The sequence below is a fragment of the Priestia sp. JV24 genome (assembly GCF_025910025.1).
GTDB classification, from domain to species: domain Bacteria; phylum Bacillota; class Bacilli; order Bacillales; family Bacillaceae_H; genus Priestia; species Priestia megaterium.
This window is the reverse complement of the sequence record NZ_JAPCIN010000024.1, coordinates 331,738-349,618: the sequence shown is the minus strand read 5'-3', so window position 1 is coordinate 349,618 and position 17,881 is coordinate 331,738. Positions and strand designations below refer to the sequence as shown.

Genomic DNA, 17,881 nt, shown 5'->3' with positions numbered 1-17,881 from the left:
AACTTTCTCGTATGTAGAGTATGTTACGATAGGAGCTACATGTAGTATGAATTCGTTGACGTCAGTTTTTAAGAACGTATTTGAACCATTTTTTCAAGAAGAAACGTGGGCACATATTGGAGAAGGCTTCATAAAAATTCTGTTGATTCTGCTTATTTCCATGTTTTTAATTCGAATTGGAAAGCAAGCGTTAAATAAATTTGTAGAGGTTCGCACAAATAGCCCTCTGCGTATTTCTGAGCGACGAGAAGCTACGATGGTCCGTTTGCTTCAGAACGTTTTTTCTTATGCTATTTATTTCGTTGCGGGAGTTATGATTTTAGAAACGTTATCAGTAGATGTTCGAGGATTGCTAGCGGGGGCTGGAATCGTAGGGCTTGCGGTAGGGTTTGGTGCTCAAAACTTAGTGAAAGACATCATCACGGGATTTTTTATTATCTTTGAAGATCAGTTCTCCGTTGGTGATTATGTTCGAGTAGGAACATTTGAGGGAACTGTAGAAGAAATTGGTCTGCGAACAACAAAGATTAAAAGTTGGACAGGCGAAATTAATATCTTGCCCAATGGCAGTATTGTGGAGGTCACTAATTTTTCGTTACATAACAGCGTAGCTTTCGTTGATGTAAGCATTTCTTATGAAGAAAACATACAAAAAGCAGAAAAAGTGATTTTAGAGCTCTTAGAAGAATTGCCAAGCCGCTATGAAGATATGGTTAAAACGCCTGAATTGCTGGGGGTTCAAAATATCCATGCAACTGAAGTCACAATGAGGATTACAAGCGAAGTAAAACCAATGAGACATTTCCATATTTCTCGTATGATTCGTAAAGAAGTGCGTACAAGGTTAAATGAACATGGTATTGAAGTTCCATTTCCTCGTATGGTTATGTATAATCGTACAGAAGAAGCACAGCATTCGTCGACGTTGAAAGGGAAATAAGGAGGAGAGAGCTGATGACGGAAAAAGAATTTGGTTTAAATGACGTTGTGGAAATGAAAAAACCTCATCCTTGCGGTACAAATGAATGGAAAATCATTCGAATGGGAATGGATATCCGTATTAAATGTGAAGGCTGCGGCCACAGCGTAATGATTCCAAGACGTGATTTTGCACGTAAAATGAAAAAAATTCTTGTAAAGCATGAGGAATAACCTCATGCATTTTCTATGTTTATGCCTTATACTGTAAGTTGGGACAAAATGAAGCATCTTAACGGTGCGACTAAAGGTTCTTTATTAAACTTGTATTTCAAAAGTTGACTCACTATAATTGTGACAGGTTAACTTGTTTCGGATATATAAAGAGGAGTGAATAAATATATGGCTTTAACAGCTGGAATTGTTGGTCTTCCTAACGTTGGAAAATCAACATTATTTAATGCAATTACACAAGCGGGCGCAGAATCTGCGAACTATCCTTTCTGTACGATTGATCCTAACGTAGGTATTGTAGAAGTACCTGATCATCGTCTTCAAAAACTTACAGAGCTTGTAAAACCTAAAAAAACAATTCCAACAGCATTTGAATTTACAGATATCGCTGGAATCGTAAAGGGTGCTAGTAAAGGTGAAGGACTGGGAAATAAATTCTTATCTCATATTCGAGAAGTAGATGCGATTTGTCACGTTGTGCGTTGCTTTGAAGATGAAAACATCACGCACGTTTCAGGAAAAGTAGATCCTATTTCAGATATTGAAACAATTAATTTAGAGTTAATTTTAGCCGATTTAGAAACGGTAGAGAAGCGTATTGGCCGTGTTCAAAAGATGGCTAAACAAAAAGATAAAGAAGCAATGTATGAATACGAAATTCTCGAGAAACTAAAGAATGCATTTGAAAGTGATCAGCCAGCTCGTGCTGTATCATTTACAGAAGAGCAAATGAAATTAGTAAAACAATTTCACTTGCTAACAATCAAACCTATTCTTTATGTAGCAAACGTTTCTGAAGATGAAGTAGCCGATGCATCTGCTAACGAATATGTAGCAAAAGTGCGCGAGTATGCGGCAAGTGAAGGTGCAGAAGTGATTGTTGTTTGTGCACGCATTGAATCTGAAATTGCTGAGCTTGAAGGAGAAGAAAAAGCAATGTTCCTTGAAGAACTAGGCATCGAACAGTCAGGTCTAGATCAGCTTGTACGTGCAGCGTACGACTTACTTGGATTAGCTACGTACTTTACAGCTGGTGAGCAAGAAGTACGCGCATGGACGTTCACACAAGGTATGAAAGCTCCTGAGTGTGCAGGTATTATTCATACAGATTTTGAACGCGGATTTATTCGTGCAGAAACGGTGTCATACGAGGATTTATTAGCTGCCAAAACAATGGGAGCAGCTCGTGAAGCTGGAAAAGTACGTTTAGAAGGAAAAGAATACATCGTAAAAGACGGAGACGTTATGCATTTCCGCTTTAACGTATAAGACTAAAACCCGAAAGGAGATATCTTCTTTCGGCTTTTGTCGTTGGCGAAAATATTAGCATATATTTACGAAACAGCCCGCAATGCGTATTGCTTTGCCTATGGTAGTATGCTATAATTTTAATTCGTGAGTAATATTTTATTGCTCCTTGCCCGTTTCGGGCCGTTAGACCAAAAGGAGGTGACAGTGATGAGAAAGTATGAAGTAATGTACATCATCCGTCCAAGCATTGATGACGAAGCAAAGAAAGCATTAGTTGAGCGCTTTAACGGCGTATTAACTGATAATGGTGCTGAAATCGCAAATGTTAAAGAATGGGGTAAACGTCGTTTAGCATACGAAATCAATGATTTCCGTGACGGTTACTACATGATTCTTGACGTGGCGGCTACTTCAGAAGCAGTTTCTGAATTTGATCGTCTTGCGAAAATCAACGAAGACATTATCCGTCATATCGTTGTTAAACAAGAAGCATAATTAAACGTTTAAATAAATTGGGTTTTATTTCCTTAAGGAGTGGTTCTGATGATGAATCGCGTAATTCTCGTAGGACGCTTAACCAAAGATCCTGAATTACGTTATACCCCGAGTGGAGCAGCGGTTGCAACATTCACTTTAGCGGTAAACCGCACATTTACAAATCAGCAAGGTGAACGTGAAGCTGACTTCATCAACTGTGTTGTATGGCGTCGTCAGGCTGAAAATGCAGCCAATTTCCTTAAAAAAGGAAGTTTAGCTGGTGTTGATGGTCGACTACAATCTCGCAGTTACGAAGGACAAGACGGTCGTCGCGTATACGTAACGGAAGTTGTAGCGGAAAGTGTGCAATTTTTAGAGCCGAAAAGTGGCGGTGGGGATACGCAACGCAGTAACTTTGCTAACACTGGAGGATCTGGACAAGGCTCTCCATTTGGAGATAATCAGAACCGTAACTCAGGTAATCAAGGTTATACTCGCGTTGATGATGATCCATTTGCAAATAATGGCGAGACAATTGACATTTCAGATGACGATTTACCGTTTTAATTCGCAGTAGATTATCCGGAGTATAAAATTTTATAGAAACTTTTAAGCGGAAGGAGGCGTATCAAAATGGCAGGTGGACGTAAAGGTGGACGCAACAGACGTCGTAAAGTTTGTTTCTTCACAGCAAACGGCATCACTCACATCGATTACAAAGATGTAGATATGCTTAAAAAATTCGTTTCAGAGCGTGGTAAAATTTTACCTCGTCGTGTAACTGGAACAAGCGCTAAATACCAACGTAAATTAACGATCGCTATCAAACGCGCTCGTCAAATGGCATTATTACCATATGTTTCTGGTGAATAATGAACGGTACAAAAAGAGGCAGTAAGGATTCCCTTACTGCCTCTTTTTACATTACATAGGTGCTCTTTTGCCAAATAGTTGCTTCTTATGAACTGAATCGATAAAATAAATAATAGTCTATATCAACGAGGTGAAGTTGTGAAAGGAATTCGATATATTACAGAAGGAGCAGCTCTTTTAGCGCTGTTTGTGGCGCTGATGTTAGCGTCCCTCTATGTACCTCTTTTGGGAGTGGTTTTGGCTTTCGTATTAGGTGTACCCTTTATCGTTTTTACTATGAGACATGGATTCGGGAAATCTGTCCTCTTTTTTATCGTAGCAGTCTTATTGACTGTTTTGTTTGGAACGTTAAAAGCATTACCTATTACCTTTATATTTGGAATAGGGGGAACAATGATAGGTGTGCTTTATGCTAAAAAGCAGTCAAGGTACATTACTTTATTAGGAGGTACCATTGCCTTCGCATTTGGATTTTTATTATGGTTTGTGTTAACTATTTCGTTATTACATATAAATCTATCGGCTGATCAATGGGCCACTACAGTGAATGAGTCTATCGATCGAAGTATAAAGTTATCGGAAAACTTAGGTCAGAGTGTAAGTCAGCAGCAAATTGAAAGAACAAAAGACTCTATTTCCATGTTAAAATATATAATCCCAACATTTTTGGTAGTCGTAGGTGCAGTATTTTCACTAATTACTCAGGCTATAGCTGCACCTATATTAAAGCGGTTAGGTCATGAAGTGGAAAAATTCCCTCCTATTCGTACATTAAAATTCCCTAAAAGTATTCTTTGGTATTATTTAATCGCATTGATACTGACTTTTCCTATGTTTAATTTTGAACAAGGATCTTTCATGTATATTGTAATTTTAAATATGCTTGCACTGTTGCAAATGCTAGTCGTGTTACAAGGGATCTCTTTTATTTTCTATTTCTCACATCAAAAAGGGTATGCCAAAGCAATTCCAATTGTTGTAACAATTTTAGCATTAATTATTCCAATTATCCTTCAAATTGTGCGCATCTTAGGTATAATTGATTTAGGATTTAATTTAAGAAAACAATTAGACACAAAAAAGTAGATATTGTGGAACTTAAAAAAGTAGGAGCTGAAATGGATGCCTGTCTTTACAAAAAAGAACGTCATTCGCTATCCATTTTACTCATTGTATAGTATAGCTCTGATTTTAGTAGGTATCGTGACCTATCATAATTGGATCATAGGAATGATAGGCTTTATATTACTATTAGCCTGTCTTTTTCTATACATGAGAATGGAGCGAATGCTGTCCGATGAGTTTGAAACCTATATTTCAATGCTGTCTCATCGGCTGAAAAAAGTAGGCGAAGAGGCATTAATGGAAATGCCGATTGGGATTATGCTGTTTAATGATGAATATCAAATTGAATGGACCAATCCTTTTCTAGCATCTTGTCTCGGTGAAGACACACTAGTGGGAAGATCATTATACGATGTAGCCGAAAGTATTATTCCACTGATCAAACAAGAAGTGGAAACAGAAGTTGTCACGTTGCATGATCGGAAATTCAAAGTGGTGATTAAACGAGACGAGCGCTTACTGTACTTCTTTGATATTACAGAGCAAATAGAAATCGAAAAGTTGTATGAAGAAGAACGAACAAGTTTAGGCATTATCTTTTTAGATAATTATGACGAACTAACGCAAGGAATGGATGATCAAGTTAAAAGTAACTTGAATAGCCAAGTAACTTCTATGTTAAATAGCTGGGCTCAAGAATACGGTATTTTTATTAAACGTACGTCTTCTGAGAAATTTATTGCGATTATGAATGAACAAATCTTAATTCATTTAGAACGAAGTAAATTTTCTATCTTAGACCAAGTTCGAGAAGAGACGTCTAAACAAAATATACCGCTTACATTAAGCATTGGTATCGGAGCTGGTGCTGCTGATTTACCTGAGCTGGGTGCTTTAGCTCAATCTAGCTTGGATTTAGCCTTAGGTCGAGGCGGAGATCAAGTAGCCATTAAACAGCCAAATGGAAAAGTGAAATTCTTTGGGGGCAAGACAAACCCAATGGAAAAACGGACGCGCGTGCGTGCAAGAGTTATTTCTCACGCGTTGAAAGAGCTCATTACAGAGAGCGGAAAAGTGATTATCATGGGTCATAAATACCCGGATATGGATGCTGTGGGAGCTGCTATTGGGATATTAAAAGTAGCGCAAGTAAACCAGAAAGACGGTTTTATCGTATTGGATCCTGATCATATCGATACAGGTGTTCAGCGAATGCTAGAAGAGATTAAAAAGAAAGAAGGCCTGTGGGAGCGATTTATTACGCCTGAAGAAGCCTTGAATCTTGTGAGTGATGATACTCTTTTAGTAGTAGTAGATACGCATAAGCCATCGCTCGTTATTGAAGAAAGGTTATTAAATCGTATTGAAAATGTCGTGGTCATTGATCATCATAGACGAGGAGAAGACTTTATCGAAGATCCTCTTCTTGTCTATATGGAGCCATATGCTTCCTCGACAGCTGAACTCGTTACTGAGCTTCTTGAATACCAGCCAAAACGATTTAAAATTGATATGCTAGAAGCAACAGCACTTTTAGCCGGTATTATTGTCGATACAAAAAGCTTTACATTACGGACGGGATCTCGTACGTTTGATGCAGCGTCTTTTTTACGTTCTCAAGGCGCAGATACGGTTCTTGTTCAAAAGTTTTTAAAAGAAGATATCACGCAATATGTACAGCGAGCACGCTTTATTGAACATGCAGAGATTTATACAGCAGGTATTGCCATTTCAAGAGCTGAACCAAACAAAATGTATGATCAAGTGTTAATTGCGCAAGCTGCAGATACGCTGCTTTCAATCAGCGGAGTGGTTGCTTCATTTGTTATTTCTAAGCGGCGGGATAATCTAATTGGTATTAGTGCTAGATCGCTTGGAGATATCAATGTACAAGTTATTATGGAAAGTCTCCAAGGCGGAGGCCACTTAACGAATGCTGCTACTCAGCTTCAAGACATTAGTTTGGATGAAGCTGAAGAACGGCTTAAACAAGCAATTGATGAGTACTTAGATGGAGGTAGAAGATCATGAAAGTAATTTTCTTAAAAGATGTAAAAGGAAAAGGCAAAAAAGGTGAAGTGAAAAATGTTTCAGACGGTTATGCACATAACTTCTTATTAAAAAATGGGTATGCTGTTGAAGCTACAGGCGGTAATGTGAAAGTATTAGAAGCACAAAAAAATAGAGAGCAAAAAGATGCAGCTGCAGAACTTCAAGCAAACAAAGAGTTAAAAGCAACTCTTGAAGAACTAACAGTTGAATTAAAAGCAAAATCTGGTGAAGGCGGCCGTTTATTCGGTTCTATCACAAGCAAACAAATTGCTGAAGAATTAAAGAAAAAGCACAACATTAAAGTAGATAAGCGTAAAATTGAATTAAATGATGCCATTCGCGCATTAGGCTACACAAATGTACCGGTTAAATTACATCCGGAAGTAACGGCTACTGTAAAGGTACACGTGACTGAACAAAAATAAACGTACGATTGAAAAATAGGTAAATAATATAAAGGGTTGGCGCGGACTTGTATTTGTTCGCGCCAACATTTATGATGAAAGAAAATACGAAAGAATATAAGAGGGGCATAGAAATATGAGTGATCTTTTTGCTGATCGTCTTCCGCCTCAGAATATTGAAGCAGAGCAAGCGCTATTAGGGGCCATTTTCTTAGAGCCTTCTTCTTTAACCTTAGCATCTGAGCTGCTAATACCTGAAGATTTTTACCGGGCATCGCACCAGAAAATCTTTACATGTATGCTGAAACTTTCTGACCAAGGTGAACCGGTTGATTTGGTAACGGTAACGTCTGAATTAGCTGATCAAAAAATCTTAGAAGAAGTTGGCGGCGTATCGTATTTAAGTGATTTAGCTAACTCTGTTCCAACGGCTGCAAACGTAGAGTATTACGGTAAAATCGTAGAAGAAAAATCGATTTTACGCCGTCTAATTCGTACTGCAACGCATATTGCTTCAGAAGGATATGCAAGGGAAGACGAAGTAGAAGTTTTATTAAATGAAGCGGAAAAAAACATTTTAGAAGTAGCACAGCGTAAAAACAGCGGTGTGTTTCAAAATATCAAAGATGTACTTGTACAAACGTACGATGATATCGAAGTTCTTCACAATCGAAAAGGTGACATTACAGGTATCCCAACCGGGTTTAGTGATTTAGATAGAATGACAGCAGGGTTCCAGCGAAATGATTTAATCATTGTAGCGGCCCGTCCATCGGTAGGTAAAACGGCTTTTGCCTTAAATATTGCGCAAAACGTTGCAACGAAAACGGATGAGAACGTAGCAATCTTCAGTTTAGAGATGGGTGCTCAGCAGCTTGTTATGAGGATGCTGTGTGCCGAAGGAAATATTGATGCACAAAGGCTGCGTACAGGGTCGCTTACAGCCGATGACTGGGGAAAGCTCACGATGGCAATGGGATCTTTGTCCAATGCAGGGATTTATATTGATGATACACCGGGTATTCGAGTGGGTGAAATTCGTTCTAAGTGTCGTCGCTTGAAGCAAGAAGGCGGGCTTGGGATGATTTTAATTGACTACTTACAGCTCATTCAAGGAAATGGACGAAGCGGAGAAAACCGACAGCAGGAAGTATCTGAAATTTCTCGTGCGTTAAAAGCTTTAGCTCGTGAATTAGAAGTTCCTGTTATCGCCTTATCACAGCTTTCCCGTGGAGTAGAGCAAAGACAAGATAAGCGGCCAATGATGTCTGATATCCGTGAATCCGGAAGTATTGAGCAGGATGCTGATATCGTAGCTTTCTTATATCGTGAAGACTATTATGAAAAAGATACAGAAAATCAAAATATTATCGAGATTATTATAGCCAAGCAGCGTAACGGTCCAGTTGGAACCGTACAGCTTGCCTTCGTAAAAGAGTACAACAAATTCGTTAATCTCGAGCGGCGCTTTGATGACGCAGGAGTGCCGCCTGGTGCATAAAACCTCTCAATATGAGAGGTTTTATTTTATTGTTATCGCATTCGTTCCGCAAAATACGATATATTTGTAATAACTTTTGTTAAATCGTTCGGATTTAATTGACTTTAGCGTGATAAATTGATACACTTATCCATGGTTAAATTATGTCGTAGTGAGCTGTTGCTTACTAAGCGGAGGTGCTTAAGATATGTCTTCAGTCGTTGTAGTAGGAACACAATGGGGAGATGAAGGAAAAGGGAAGATTACAGACTTCCTATCAGAAAATGCAGAAGTGATTGCACGTTACCAAGGTGGGAACAATGCAGGTCACACAATTAAGTTTAATGGTGAAACTTATAAGTTACATTTAATTCCTTCAGGTATTTTTTATAATGACAAAACGTGTGTAATTGGAAACGGTATGGTTGTCGATCCAAAAGCGCTTGTTCAAGAATTAAAATACTTACATGATCGCGGTGTAACAACAGAAAACTTACGTATTAGTAACCGAGCTCATGTGATTCTTCCATATCATTTAAAATTAGATGAAGTTGAAGAAGAACGTAAAGGTGAAAATAAGATTGGTACAACGAAAAAAGGTATTGGACCAGCTTATATGGATAAAGCAGCACGTGTTGGTATTCGAATTGCCGATTTACTAGACCGTGAAGTATTTGAAGCAAAATTAACACAAAACTTAGCTGAAAAGAATCGCCTTCTTGAAAAAATGTATGAAGTAGAAGGCTTTACATTAGAAGAAATTTTAGATGAGTACTATGAGTATGGTCAACAAGTTGCAAAATATGTTGTGGATACATCAGTAGTATTAAATGATGCGTTAGACGAAGGACGTCGTGTACTATTCGAAGGCGCACAAGGTGTTATGTTAGATATCGATCAAGGAACATATCCATTTGTTACATCTTCAAACCCAGTAGCGGGTGGAGTAACAATTGGTTCTGGTGTAGGTCCATCTAAAATCAAACACGTTGTAGGTGTATCAAAAGCGTATACAACTCGTGTTGGTGACGGCCCTTTCCCAACTGAATTAACAAACGAAATCGGTGATCAAATCCGTGAAGTAGGACGTGAATATGGTACAACAACTGGTCGTCCTCGCCGTGTAGGTTGGTTCGACAGTGTAGTTGTACGTCATGCTCGTCGCGTTAGTGGAATCACAGATTTATCTTTAAACTCAATTGATGTATTAACGGGAATTGAGACATTAAAGATTTGCGTAGCTTATCGTTATAAAGGGGAAGTTATGGAAGAATTCCCTGCTAGCTTAAAAACACTTGCAGAGTGCGAACCTGTATATGAAGAGCTTCCAGGTTGGACAGAAGATATTACGGGTGTGAAAACATTAGATGAGTTACCTGATAACGCTCGCCACTACTTAGAGCGCGTGTCTCAATTAACAGGTATTCCTTTATCTATTTTCTCTGTAGGTCCAGATCGTACACAAACAAATGTATTACGTGGTGTATATAGCTAAATAAAAAAGGTTAGCTCCTCGAGAGCTAACCTTTTTTATTTATAATTGGTGCTTTGTTAACAAGATTTTTTAAAAAAGTTCAATAATAAAAAGAAAGTTTTAAAAAAACTATTGCATTCATATGAAATATCATGTTATTATAATAAGCGTCGCTAAGAGATATAACATGAGCCATTAGCTCAGTTGGTAGAGCATCTGACTTTTAATCAGAGGGTCGAAGGTTCGAGTCCTTCATGGCTCACTTTTGTTACAACGTGGCCCGTTGGTCAAGCGGTTAAGACACCGCCCTTTCACGGCGGTAACACGGGTTCGAATCCCGTACGGGTCATTTTTAATACATAGCATATAGACTGAGGTCCCGTGGTGTAGCGGTTAACATGCCTGCCTGTCACGCAGGAGATCGCGGGTTCGATTCCCGTCGGGACCGCCATTTTGGCTCGGTAGCTCAGTTGGTAGAGCAAAGGACTGAAAATCCTTGTGTCGGCGGTTCGATTCCGTCCCGAGCCATCAAAAAGCATGACTTTATTTAAAGTCATGCTTTTTTCTTTTATTTACATTTAAAAGAAAACGTTATTTGCTTTGTATCTCTTTTGTGGTAATATATTACTTTTGTATTTAGAGATGGTTGAAAATCATATATCTTCATGTATAGTAGAGGATGAACTTGTGACGTTTCAAGGGTTATCAAGTATAATAAAACTACGGTATTCAAACAGTATGAATACTATCTTTTATATTTTGCTTCAACTAATAAAGGAGAACGATGATCATGGATAAACGTATTTTAGTCGTAGATGACGAAAAGCCGATTGCAGATATTTTAAAGTTTAATTTGCAAAAAGAAGGTTACGAAGTATTTTGTGCTTATGATGGCGTAGAAGCACTTGAAAAAGTGGAAGAAGTACAGCCTGAAATGATTTTATTAGATATTATGCTTCCTCAGAAAGATGGAATGGAAGTTTGCCGAGAAGTGCGCAAAAAATATGATATGCCAATTATCATGTTAACAGCAAAAGACTCTGAAATTGACAAAGTTTTAGGTCTAGAATTAGGTGCAGATGATTATGTAACTAAGCCGTTTAGTACGCGTGAATTATTAGCACGTGTAAAAGCTAATTTACGTAGACATCAGCAGGTAGCTGTTCCAACGGAAGAAAGCGAAACGAATGAAATTACGATTGGAGCACTTGTTATTCACCCAGATGCCTATATCGTGTCTAAGCGCGGAGAAACGATTGAACTGACTCACCGTGAATTTGAGCTGCTGCATTATTTAGCGAAGCACATTGGACAAGTCATGACGCGTGAACACTTGCTTCAAACTGTATGGGGTTATGACTATTTTGGTGATGTGCGTACGGTAGATGTAACAGTTCGAAGATTACGTGAAAAAATTGAAGATAATCCAAGCCATCCAATGTGGATTGTAACAAGACGTGGAGTAGGCTATTATTTACGCAGCCCAGAGCAGGAGTAATTTTAGATGAAGAAAGTAAGGCTCCTGCAATCTATTCACTTAAAGTTTGTATTGATTTATGTGCTGCTCATTTTAATTGCGATGCAAATTATTGGGGTCTATTTTGCACGACAATTAGAAAAAGAATTAGTTAACAACTTTCGAACGTCTCTTCAAGAGCGGACAGACTTGCTGACGTATAACATTGGACAAGAAATGGTGAAAAATCGTGATGATGATTCACCCACCCTTGAGGAAGACTTAAAGACTATTTTACGAGATTTTGCTTCAAGACCCAATTTAGCTTCAAATGATATGAATGACATCTCTGAAGTAAGAGTCATTGACCAAAATAGAAGAATCATTGCTACATCGAACTCAAATCCTCAACAGATCATAGGTAAAAAGACTAATGATTTAGCGATTACAAATGCGTTGTTAGCAGGAACTAACTCTGATAATGTATTTGTTGATCAAAGCGGACAGCGAATCAGAGTTATGATACAGCCTATTCGTTTACAGGATAAAGTAGGTGCCAGTCAATCAAATTCAACCAATAAAAATGGAAAAATTCAGTCTAGCGAAGAAATCTTAGGTGCTATTTACTTAACAGCTTCCATGGAGCCTGTTTACGATCAAATGAGTAATATCAATCAGATCTTTAAGGCAGGTACGGTGATTGCTCTTTTTATTACAGCTATTTTAGGCGTGTTTTTAGCTCAGACGATTACTCGTCCAATGTCTGAAATGAGAAAACAAGCACTTGAGATGGCCAAAGGGAATTTTACGAGAAAAGCTAAGGTATACGGGTATGATGAAATTGGTCAGCTAGCTCTCACATTCAACAACTTAACAAGAAAGCTTCAAGAAGCACAGGCAACTACAGAAGGGGAGCGCCGTAAGCTTAGTTCAGTATTAGCTCATATGACGGACGGCGTTATTGCGACGGATCGAAAGGGAAGAGTAATTTTAATTAATGATCCAGCTGCAGCTATGCTAAATGTTTCACGTGAAACGGTTTTGTCTGATCCAGTTGTTTCCCTATTAGATCTTGAAGAAACGCATACGTTTGAGAGCTTGCTCGCTAATCAAGAGTCATTAATTTTGGACTTTAGTACAAAATCGGATCCCTTTATTTTAAGAGCTACCATTTCCGCTATTCAAAAAGAGACCGGTTTTATTAACGGGATTATCATTGTCTTGCATGATATTACAGAGCAGGAGAAAATTGATCAAGATCGCCGAGAATTTGTAGCGAATGTTTCACATGAATTGCGTACGCCGTTAACAACGATGCGCAGTTATTTAGATGCGCTTGCAGAAGGAGCATGGCAAGATAAGGACTTAGCTCCAACGTTTTTAAATGTAACGCAAACGGAAACAGAACGAATGATTCGTCTCGTTAACGACTTGCTTCAATTATCTAAGTTAGATAGTCAAGACTACCGATTTAGTCGTGACCCAATCAATTTTGTGAAGTTCTATCATTACATCATTGATCGCTTTGAAATGACAATTGAACAAGGTATTTCATTCGTGCGCGACTTGCCAAATGAAGCAATCTATGTTGCTATCGATCAAGATAAAATTACACAAGTATTAGATAACATTATTTCCAATGCAATAAAATATTCACCTGAAGGCGGAATCATTACATTTTCAATTGCTCAGCATACGCATGAAATTGTTGTGAGCATTAAAGACCAAGGTATGGGAATTCCAAAATCAAATTTAGCTAAAATTTTCGAACGCTTCTATCGTGTAGATAAAGCACGAACGCGTAAATTAGGCGGAACAGGATTAGGGCTTGCTATTGCCAAGGAAATTATTGAAGCACATGATGGACGTATTTGGGCAGATAGTCAGGAAGGAAAAGGAACAACGATTTACTTTACTCTTCCAATTGAAAGTGAGAATGATGACGAATGGGAATGAGATATGAACATATCAAAACGGCCATCTTAGTTGTTCTCGTCGCTTCCAGTTTAATTATGACGTATCATATATGGACGTATCAGCCTTCTTATAAGGTCATTTCAAAGAATCAACATTTGCAGGAAGTTGAAGTGAGTTCAAAAAGTAAAATAGAAGATCATATTCTTCCAACAGAAGTTCTCTATCATCGAAACGATAACCACTACATGTCTCACGACGAAGATGATGTAAACAAATGGGTAAATGAAATGAAAAAGTGGAAATTTTCGAATGTGACGGACGTTTCGGATGCTATTTCTCCTGATGGATTTTTAAATTATGTCCATGGAAGTAATTCTATTGAAGTGCTGTATCCAGACGCGCTACCGTTAAAAACATTTCAACAGCTTTTTTCATTTTCTCAAACGTCTTTGCCTAATCAAACATTTGACCGTGTACTCATTAAAATTAAGCGTACACCTTCCTTTTTCGTGAGCGTGTATCTTGTGAATTATGAGCAAAAAAAGATTTATTCAGTTACAGTCAAGAATTTGGCCAAAGATGATATCAAAGAATTAGAAGACAAAATGAAACGTACGTATGCCCCGAGCTTTGTATATAAAGAAAACAAAAATCGGTATATCTTCCTTCCGGAAAACAATATCACGATGAATAGTGAAGTCTACTATACGAGCATGAGGCATTTAGATATTGAAAAATATAAGGAAGCGCTTTTTAACAACCCAGACTATGCGCGGAAAGAAACGTCTACAAACCGAGATGTCTACACCGAAGGTACAAAAGTGATTAATGTTAATACGAAGACAGATGTGATGGAATATGTGAATCTTGTAAATTCCACGACCGAAGTAATGGAAGATTATAATTTAATAAACCGTAGCTTTAGCTTCGTTAATGACCACGGAGGCTGGACGGAATCTAATTACAGGTTCAACAGCTGGAATCGTATTACAAAAGAAATTAGCTATCGTTATTATAAAGATAACTATCCAGTTTACAGCAATCAGGGCATGACTGAAATATATCAGAGATGGGGAAATGCGGAGATTTTAAATTACCGTCGTCCTCTTTATCGTTTTGTAAGAGTACAGGATTCCAGTGTAGAAAAGCTGCAGTCATCTCAAAAGGTGATTCAATTAATTGAAAAACACCAAAACTTTGACCCGAATCTGTTAAAAGATATTTCAATAGGCTATCAGCTAGAAGAAGTTTCACAGCAGCCGAAAACCGGTGAAAAGACGGTTGAGTTTAATTCTAATTCTGTCAAACTCGTTCCTTCTTGGTTCTATTATTATAATAGCAAGTGGTATCGAATTGCACCGCCGACCGAAGGAGGCGATAACGATGGATTGGAATAGAACAAAAACCATCTTTATTTTCACTTTCTTGATTCTTAATATTTACTTAGGCTATCAGATTTTTAAAACTCATCAAGAAGATCAGTATTCTCTATTTGTAGAGTCGAGCGTTGAAGAACAATTAACGAGTGAAGGCATTGAATATAAACATTTGCCTACAGATGTGAAAGAAGCTTCGTCGTTAAATGCCAAAAGCAAACTGTTTAAAGATGAAGATTTAAAAAAGCTTAAAGAACAAAAAGCAGCGCTGCTTGAGGAAAAAACAATTCGAAGCGTATTAGACAAACCTTTTTCAGTACCTGAAAAAAGTCCCGAAGCAAAGCTAAGTCAATTTCTAAAACGGTATGTGATCTCAGGTAAGGAGTATGAGCTATGGAACGTTAACAAAGAGAAAAAAACAGTTACATTCTTTCAACAATATAAGAAGCATAAAATCTTTGACAATGAAAATGGTATGATCGTTGCTCACTTAAATGACAAAGATGAAATTATTTCGTATGAACAAACGATGCTAGGTTCTGTAAAAACGTTAGATGATGAGCAGGATGTTTTAACGCCTTTAAAAGCATTAGAAAATTTGTTTTTGAAGGATGAATTGAAAAAGAAAGATTCTGTAACAAAAGTAGAGTTTGGGTACTATACGTTTGATCTGCCGTTACTAAATTCTCAAGTTTTAGCACCAACTTGGCACATCGTTGTAAATGGAGATACGAGTTATTTTGTAAATGCCTTTGAAGGACAGATCATTAAAAAAGGAAATAAATAAGTATTTGGAGTGAGATAAATGAGCCTGCATTTCAGCGTGCTAGCGAGTGGGAGCACAGGAAATGCGATTTTAGTAAGTGATGGAGAACATTCCTTACTAGTTGATGCAGGGCTGAGCGGAAAGCAAATGGAAGCTCTCTTTCAACAAGTAAATCGCAATATCCCGGATTTATCAGGAATTTTAGTGACTCACGAACATAGTGACCATATTAAAGGACTAGGTGTTCTGGCACGTAAATATAAGCTCCCTATTTTCGCAAATGAAAAAACGTGGAACGCAATGGATGGCTTGATCGGCAACATTAATACGGAACAGAAGTTTCACTTTGAAATTGGCCAAACGAAATCGTTTGGTCAATTGGAAGTGGAGTCTTTTGGCGTTTCGCATGATGCCGCAGAGCCTATGTTTTATGTCTTTCATCAAGGGTCTAAAAAATTAACCCTTATTACGGATACCGGCTATGTAAGTGACCGCATGAAAGGTACGATTAAAAATAGCGATATGTACGTATTTGAAAGCAATCATGATGTTGAAATGCTGAGAATGGGGCGCTACCCTTGGAGCATTAAAAGACGAATTCTAAGCGACGTGGGACATGTATCAAATGAAGATGCGGCGCTTGCAATGGCAGATGTGATTGGAGATCAAACCAAACGCATTTATTTGGCGCATTTAAGTCAAGACAATAACATGAAGGAAATTGCCCGCATGTCGGTTGCACAAGTGTTACAACAAAAAGACATCAATGTAGAGGACAATATTCTCCTATGTGATACTGATCCAAAAAGACCAACTGATATTGTTTATGTATAGTCTCTAGAAAGGAAGCGAAAAATAACTTCATTTAATACGTGAATGCAGACATTCACGATGATAAATGAAGGGTTCGGTGATAGTGTGGAACATTATGATGAAGGCCAAGAGCCAAATAGTCGGCCGCCTAAACGCCGCAGAGGATATTTCGCTTCTGCTCTGGTTGGAGCAATTATAGGTGCACTTATTGTACTGCTTCTTATGCCAGCCTTGGTGAGGAATGGGATTTTGCCATACGGATGGATGACGGATGAAAATAGAGATGAACAAACAGGTTCTACCATTCAAAAGTCAGTATCTCTTGACGTCACTACGGCCGTCACAAAAGCTGTTTCTGAAGTCAATGCAGCAGTTGTAGGAGTTGTAAACATTCAGAACTCTGAAAGCTTTTGGAATGATGAACGAACTGATGCCGGGACAGGCTCAGGTGTTATTTACAAAAAGCAAGGCAACAAAGCTTATATTGTGACAAACTATCATGTCATTAAAGGCGCTAACGAAATTGAAGTGAGCTTCAGTAACGGTACAAGGGTATCGGCTAAAATTCTTGGCAGCGATGATTTAATGGACTTAGCAGTTCTTGAAATTGACGCAGGCCACGTGACAAAAGTGGCTACCTTCGGAAATTCTGATAAGCTGAAAGCTGGTGAACCAGTGATTGCTATCGGAAACCCGCTAGGCCTTCAATTTTCTGGCTCCGTTACACAAGGAGTTGTCTCAGGGATTAACCGTGTCATTCCTCAAGATTTGAATGGCGATGGAAATCCTGATTGGCAATCAGAAGTTATTCAAACAGATGCCGCCATTAACCCTGGTAATAGCGGGGGTGCTCTTGTTAATATTGATGGTGAATTGATCGGTATTAATTCCATGAAAATTGCTCAAGAAGCAGTAGAAGGCATTGGTCTTGCGATTCCAATTAACATGGCTAGGCCTATTATTAATGACTTAGAACGATATGGTGAAGTCAGACGTCCATATCTTGGAGTTAGTACACTATCATTAAGTGAGGTATCAGGGTATCATTTAAAAGAAACCCTTAAGTTACCGCATGATGTAGTAAACGGAGTCGCTGTTCTAAAAGTCGAGCCAGGTTCGCCAGCCGCTAAAGCCGGATTAAAGGAATATGATGTGATTGTTGAGTTAGATCACATCAAAGTAAGGGACATTGCGACACTTCGCAAACACCTCTACATTGAAAAAGAAATTGGCGATAAAATGAACGTAACGTTCTATCGCGATGGCAAAAAGAAATCCACAGAAGTAAAATTAACGCGTCAAATGAAGTGAAAGAAAAGTTATCC

Annotated in this window: 17 protein-coding genes and 4 tRNA genes; all 21 read left to right on the top strand. The window is 38.2% G+C overall.

The window, feature by feature from the left end; genetic code table 11:
- The first annotated feature begins 46 nt into the window (after positions 1–46).
- The 21 genes from OK414_RS27380 to OK414_RS27280 all read left to right on the top strand — a co-directional run bounded on the left by OK414_RS27380 (position 47) and on the right by OK414_RS27280 (position 17,867).
- On the top strand, positions 47–940 hold the full coding sequence (locus tag OK414_RS27380) for a mechanosensitive ion channel family protein (protein WP_013085559.1): 894 nt from the start codon (positions 47–49) through the stop codon (positions 938–940).
- Positions 941–954: 14 nt separating this feature from the next.
- A complete protein-coding gene (locus tag OK414_RS27375) occupies positions 955–1,152 on the top strand; it encodes a DUF951 domain-containing protein (RefSeq protein ID WP_013059917.1) in 198 nt (65 codons plus the stop codon).
- Positions 1,153–1,320: 168 nt separating this feature from the next.
- Complete coding sequence (gene ychF / locus OK414_RS27370; RefSeq protein ID WP_013059916.1) at positions 1,321–2,421, top strand: redox-regulated ATPase YchF; 1,101 nt, start codon at positions 1,321–1,323, stop codon at positions 2,419–2,421.
- 189 nt (positions 2,422–2,610) lie between these two features.
- Entirely contained in the window at positions 2,611–2,898 is a 288-nt protein-coding gene (gene rpsF, locus OK414_RS27365) for a 30S ribosomal protein S6 (RefSeq protein WP_013059915.1), read from the top strand.
- A gap of 48 nt (positions 2,899–2,946) precedes the next feature.
- Complete coding sequence (gene ssb / locus OK414_RS27360) at positions 2,947–3,447, top strand: single-stranded DNA-binding protein (RefSeq protein ID WP_013059914.1); 501 nt, start codon at positions 2,947–2,949, stop codon at positions 3,445–3,447.
- 66 nt (positions 3,448–3,513) lie between these two features.
- Positions 3,514–3,753, top strand: coding sequence for a 30S ribosomal protein S18 (rpsR, locus tag OK414_RS27355; protein WP_013059913.1), 240 nt, complete (start codon positions 3,514–3,516; stop codon positions 3,751–3,753).
- A gap of 138 nt (positions 3,754–3,891) precedes the next feature.
- Positions 3,892–4,839: a YybS family protein gene (locus tag OK414_RS27350; RefSeq protein ID WP_263045940.1), complete on the top strand. Its 948-nt coding sequence runs from the start codon at positions 3,892–3,894 to the stop codon at positions 4,837–4,839.
- Between the two features lie 36 nt (positions 4,840–4,875).
- Positions 4,876–6,849 carry a DHH family phosphoesterase gene (locus OK414_RS27345; RefSeq protein ID WP_013085556.1) on the top strand — a complete coding sequence of 658 codons (1,974 nt, stop codon included), beginning with the start codon at positions 4,876–4,878 and terminating at the stop codon, positions 6,847–6,849.
- On the top strand, positions 6,846–7,295 hold the full coding sequence (rplI, locus tag OK414_RS27340) for a 50S ribosomal protein L9 (protein ID WP_013085555.1): 450 nt from the start codon (positions 6,846–6,848) through the stop codon (positions 7,293–7,295). Before OK414_RS27345 ends, rplI begins: the two co-directional genes overlap by 4 nt.
- 115 nt (positions 7,296–7,410) lie before the next feature.
- Positions 7,411–8,775 (top strand): replicative DNA helicase, encoded by a 1,365-nt coding sequence (dnaB, locus tag OK414_RS27335; RefSeq protein WP_013059909.1) that lies wholly within the window; start codon positions 7,411–7,413, stop codon positions 8,773–8,775.
- Positions 8,776–8,962: 187 nt separating this feature from the next.
- Complete coding sequence (locus tag OK414_RS27330; RefSeq protein WP_013085553.1) at positions 8,963–10,249, top strand: adenylosuccinate synthase; 1,287 nt, start codon at positions 8,963–8,965, stop codon at positions 10,247–10,249.
- Positions 10,250–10,417: 168 nt separating this feature from the next.
- Positions 10,418–10,490: transfer RNA gene (locus OK414_RS27325), tRNA-Lys, on the top strand.
- Positions 10,491–10,505: 15 nt separating this feature from the next.
- Positions 10,506–10,577, top strand: a tRNA-Glu gene (locus tag OK414_RS27320).
- Positions 10,578–10,603: 26 nt separating this feature from the next.
- Positions 10,604–10,679: transfer RNA gene (locus OK414_RS27315), tRNA-Asp, on the top strand.
- 4 nt (positions 10,680–10,683) lie between these two features.
- Positions 10,684–10,756 (top strand) — tRNA-Phe (locus OK414_RS27310).
- A 262-nt stretch (positions 10,757–11,018) separates the two neighbouring features.
- Positions 11,019–11,726, top strand: coding sequence for a response regulator YycF (gene yycF, locus OK414_RS27305; protein ID WP_013085552.1), 708 nt, complete (start codon positions 11,019–11,021; stop codon positions 11,724–11,726).
- Between the two features lie 6 nt (positions 11,727–11,732).
- Positions 11,733–13,640 carry a cell wall metabolism sensor histidine kinase WalK gene (gene walK / locus OK414_RS27300; RefSeq protein ID WP_013085551.1) on the top strand — a complete coding sequence of 636 codons (1,908 nt, stop codon included), beginning with the start codon at positions 11,733–11,735 and terminating at the stop codon, positions 13,638–13,640.
- Complete coding sequence (locus OK414_RS27295) at positions 13,631–14,998, top strand: YycH family regulatory protein (RefSeq protein WP_028409756.1); 1,368 nt, start codon at positions 13,631–13,633, stop codon at positions 14,996–14,998. The genes walK and OK414_RS27295 overlap by 10 nt, the downstream gene beginning before the upstream one ends.
- On the top strand, positions 14,985–15,764 hold the full coding sequence (locus tag OK414_RS27290; RefSeq protein ID WP_016765985.1) for a two-component system regulatory protein YycI: 780 nt from the start codon (positions 14,985–14,987) through the stop codon (positions 15,762–15,764). The genes OK414_RS27295 and OK414_RS27290 overlap by 14 nt, the downstream gene beginning before the upstream one ends.
- An 18-nt stretch (positions 15,765–15,782) precedes the next feature.
- On the top strand, positions 15,783–16,577 hold the full coding sequence (locus OK414_RS27285; RefSeq protein ID WP_013059903.1) for an MBL fold metallo-hydrolase: 795 nt from the start codon (positions 15,783–15,785) through the stop codon (positions 16,575–16,577).
- 57 nt (positions 16,578–16,634) lie between these two features.
- Positions 16,635–17,867, top strand: coding sequence for a S1C family serine protease (locus tag OK414_RS27280; protein WP_263045939.1), 1,233 nt, complete (start codon positions 16,635–16,637; stop codon positions 17,865–17,867).
- The last annotated feature ends 14 nt before the right edge of the window (positions 17,868–17,881 follow it).